We start from the raw sequence: 4,692 nt of genomic DNA, 5'->3' as shown, positions 1-4,692 counted from the left end.
GTATATATAAGTTGTGCAAAAAAATAAGTAAATGTTTTCATATAAAAATTTTAAAATAAGGATTTAATTATTAAAATATAAATAAAATATTATATTTTATAATAAATTATTTAATTAAAGAGAAATATTTTGAAAAAAATACTTTGTGCAAACATTTGCGCGAGTGTGGCGTTAAGATTTACAATTTGATTGCAAGGAGGTATAAAAATAATATTTCCAAAAGGAATTATAAAATATAATAAAAATAACAGATAAGGAGGATATTGTAATATAAGTTATTACAATCACATTATTATGGAAAATGTTAATAAAAAATATAGTTTGCCAAACTTACCATTAGGTACGATTTGGATGATAAGTTTTGGATTTTTAGGTGTGCAAATGGCATTCCAATTACAAAGTTCTAATATGGGACGTATATTTCAAACTTTAGGGGCAGACCCAACCAAATTAGGATTTTTCTTTATCCTACCACCTCTTGCAGGATTAGTGGTACAACCTTTAATAGGTTATTTTTCAGATCGTACATGGATTCCAAAATTAGGAAGAAGAATCCCATATTTAATAGTAGGTTCTGTAATAGCAGTAATAGTTTTATGTTTACTACCAAACTCAGGTAGTTTTGGTTTTGGATTTGATTCAACAGCAGCACTTCTTTTTGGAGCAATAACTATATTATTTATGGATTTATCATCAAATATAGCTATGCAACCTTTTAAAATGATGGTTGGTGATATGGTTAACGAAAAACAAAAAGGTTTCGCATATTCAATACAAAGTTTTCTATCAAATAGTGGAGCTGTTTTAGCTAGTATATTCCCATTTGTTTTAACAATGATAGGTGTTTCAAATACAGCACCAAAAGGAGTTATTCCTCAATCAGTTGTTATTTCATTTTACATAGGTGCAGTTATATTAATAATTTGTAGTTTATTTACAGTTTTTAAAGTTAAGGAATATCCTCCAGAAGTATATGCAAATTATCATGGAATTAAACAAAGTAAAGTAAAAGAGAAAAAAGGTATTATAACATTATTAAAAGAAGCTCCAAAAGTTTTTTGGACAATAACAATAGTTCAATTCTTCTGTTGGATGGGATTTCAATATCTTTGGACTTATGGAACAGGAGCAATTGCCGCAAATGTTTGGCATACATCAGCACCATATAGTGCTGGATATCAAGCAGCAGGGAACTGGTTTGGAGTATTATCAGCAGTTCAATCAATTAGTGCTGTAGTTTGGTCATTAATACTATCAAAGATATCAAATGAAAAAAGAAAGGTATCATATGCTTTAAGTTTAGTATTAGGTGGAATAGGATTTGGTTCAATATTTTTTGTTCACAATGAATACGTTTTAATAATATCATTTATATTAATAGGTATTGCTTGGGCTAGCATGATGACTTTCCCATTTACTATACTAACTAATGCGTTAAGAGGAGAAAATATGGGAATGTATTTAGGACTTTTTAACTGCAGTATTTGTTTACCACAAATAGTTGCATCATGTTTAAGCTTTATATTATTCCCAATAGTTGGAGAATCAATGCCTTCAATGCTTTTAATCTCAGGTATACTATTAATAATAGGTGCTATATCAGTTCCTGCAATAAAAGAAACTTTTGCAAGTAAAGAAAGTTAAATTATATTTATGTAAAAATTAAAAAAGCTTTAAATCGCCTACTTGATTTAGAGCTTTTTTAACAGTAATTTATTAAGTTAGATAGTATATTAGCTTATATTTTTAATCTTATGATTTATATACTAATTTATAATTTTATTGAAAGTAAGTATATATGATTATTCATATAATTTATATTTTATTTGTATTTAGAAATATTTTTAGTTTAAACTTTTAAAGTTAACAAATAATAATCTAAAATCGATATGAATGTTTATATATAAGAAATATGATATAATAAAATTATAAAGATTATTAATTAGAATAGATAGGTTATTTAAAATTTTATGATAAACTTTTCGTATTTTAATATTGATTTTCTAAGTATAAAAATTTATTTGTGAAAAGGAGAGATATTTTTGAAAGTAACAATAAAAGATGTTGCAAGAGAAGCTAACGTAGCAACATCTACCGTTTCAAGAGTAATATCAAATAGTAGTAGAATAAGTGAAGAAACTAAAAAGAAAGTAAATGAAGTGATAAAGAGACTTAATTATAAACCAAATGAACTTGCAAGAAAGCTTGTAAGCAATAAGAGTAGGATTTTAGGTGTAATAATACCAAAAGAAGCGAGTTCTTTTTTCTCAAATCCTTTCTTTGTAGAGGCTATGATTGGGATGAGTATGGTAGCAGATGAGGAAAAATATTACCTTATGTATGCATTTTGTAAAACTGAAGAGGATGAACTTAAGAATGTAAAAGAATTTTTAGCTAATAACTTATTAGATGGTTTATGTCTTTTAACTGTTAGAGAAAATGATAGATGTATAGATTATCTAAAAAGATCAAAATTTCCTTTTGTAGTTATAGGAAATCCAGATAATAATAGAGGTATTCTTTTTGTTGATAATGATAATATTAAGGCAACATATAAAATTACTAATAAATTTATAAAAGATGGCTATAAAAAAATAGGTTTTATAGGAGGTAATAAAAATTTTAAAGTGTCTAAAGATAGATTAAAAGGTTATTTAGATGCATTAAAACAAAATAATATACCTATAAATAAGAATATTATAGTTGAAGCTGAAAACTTTACAGAGAGTTTAGGATTCAAAGCCATGGAAAAAATACTAAAAAAAGAAATACCCAATATAGTTATAACAGCAGAGGATCTTCTTGCAGTTGGAGCTAATAAATATTTAAATGAAAAGGGGATAAAAGATATTAAGATTATAGGGTTTAATAATACTCCAATTACTCAATATCAAAATCCACCTATATCATCTATAGATATAAATTCAAGACAACTTGGTTATGAAGCTGCAAAATTACTTATAAACTTTTTAAACGGGACACCATTAAAAGAAAAGCATAAAATGGTAAAAACTAAATTTATTGAAAGATAATGTGAATTTAGTTAAAATATTAAAATTTATAGAGTTATTTTTTTATATTTATGATAAAATTAAGTTTAATAATCTCTAATATTTTTTAGATTTTGAGCAAACGATTGCTCAAAATTAAAAGGAGGACGAAATGAAAAAAATATGGTGGAAAGAACTAGTTGGATATCAAATTTATCCAAGAAGTTTTAAAGATTCAAATAATGATGGAATTGGAGATATAAATGGAATTATTGATAAATTAGATTATTTAAAAGATTTAGGAATAGGACTTATATGGGTATGTCCTATGTATAAGACTCCAAATTATGATAATGGATATGATATAAGTGATTATGAAGAAATATGTGAAGATTTTGGCTGTATGGAAGATTTTGATAAACTTTTAGATGAATGTCATAAAAGAGATATGAAATTAATAATAGATTTAGTTGTAAATCATACAAGTGATGAACATCCTTGGTTTATTGAATCAAAAAGCTCTAGAGATAATGAAAAGAGAGATTGGTATATTTGGAGAGATGGAAAAGATGGTAAGGAGCCAAATAACTGGGAAAGTATATTTAAAGGTTCAGTTTGGGAATACTCTAAATCAAGAGAACAATATTATATGCATTTATTTACAAAAAGACAACCAGATTTAAATTGGGAAAATGAAAATATGAGAAAAGAAGTTTATAAAATGATAAACTGGTGGCTTGATAAAGGCGTAGATGGTTTTAGGGTTGATGCAATAAGTCATATAAAAAAAGAGGATGGTTTAAAAGATTTAGATAATCCTTTTAATTTAAAATATGTATCATCATTTTCTAAGCATATGAATGTAGATGGAATACAAGAATATTTAAAAGAACTTAAAGAAGAAACTTTTGATAAATATAATATCGTTACTGTAGGAGAAGCAAATGGTGTTTTATCAAATAATGCAGATGATTGGGTGAGTGAAGAAACTGGTAAATTTAATATGATATTTCAATTTGAACATCTTCATCTTTGGGATTATAAAGAAGGAAAATGGTTTAATGTAAAAAAATATAAAAATGTAATGACAAGATGGCAAAAAGATTTAGAAAACAAAGGATGGAATGCTTTATTTATAGAAAATCATGATATTCCAAGATGTGTGTCAAGTTGGGGAAATGATAGTGAATATTTAGATAAATCAGCAAAAGCTTTTGCAGTTTGTTACTTCCTTCAAACAGGAACTCCATTTATATATCAAGGGCAAGAAATTGGTATGACAAATGTTAAGTTTAATAGCATAGAAGATTATAGTGATATAAAATGTATAAATATATATAAAGATAGATTATTAAATGGAATATCAGAAAAAGAAGCTATGAAAGAGGTGTGGGCGACATCTAGAGATAATGCTAGAACACCTATGCAGTGGACAAGTGGAAAAAATGCTGGATTTACATTAGGAAAACCATGGATAAAAATAAATAATAATTTTAAAGATATAAATGTAGAAAAACAAGAAGAAGATAAGGATTCAATCTTAAATTTTTATAAGAAACTTATTAAAATTAGAAATAATAGTGAAACTTTAATATACGGGAGCTATGATCTAATTTTAGAGGAAGATGAAAATATATTTGCATATACAAGAAAGTTAAACAATGAGAAATATATAATAATAACTAATTTAACTGATAAAAAT

The 4,692-nt window shown here is 25.8% G+C and carries 3 protein-coding genes; all 3 read left to right on the top strand.

All coding sequences use genetic code 11. The features are described from left to right. Positions 1–294 precede the first annotated feature (294 nt). On the top strand, positions 295–1,644 hold the full coding sequence (locus CLTHE_RS14215) for an SLC45 family MFS transporter (protein ID WP_143324090.1): 1,350 nt from the start codon (positions 295–297) through the stop codon (positions 1,642–1,644). Between the two features lie 398 nt (positions 1,645–2,042). Beyond that, entirely contained in the window at positions 2,043–3,032 is a 990-nt protein-coding gene (locus tag CLTHE_RS14210; RefSeq protein WP_002599648.1) for a LacI family DNA-binding transcriptional regulator, read from the top strand. A 130-nt stretch (positions 3,033–3,162) separates the two neighbouring features. Further along, the coding region (locus CLTHE_RS14205; protein WP_080024038.1) for a glycoside hydrolase family 13 protein at positions 3,163–4,692 on the top strand (1,530 nt) is incomplete at its 3' end.

Origin of the sequence: Clostridium thermobutyricum DSM 4928 (assembly GCF_002050515.1) — a bacterium.
Classification (GTDB): domain Bacteria; phylum Bacillota; class Clostridia; order Clostridiales; family Clostridiaceae; genus Clostridium; species Clostridium thermobutyricum.
The sequence above is the reverse complement of the archived record's forward strand: the minus strand, read 5'-3'. Positions and strand labels throughout refer to the sequence as shown.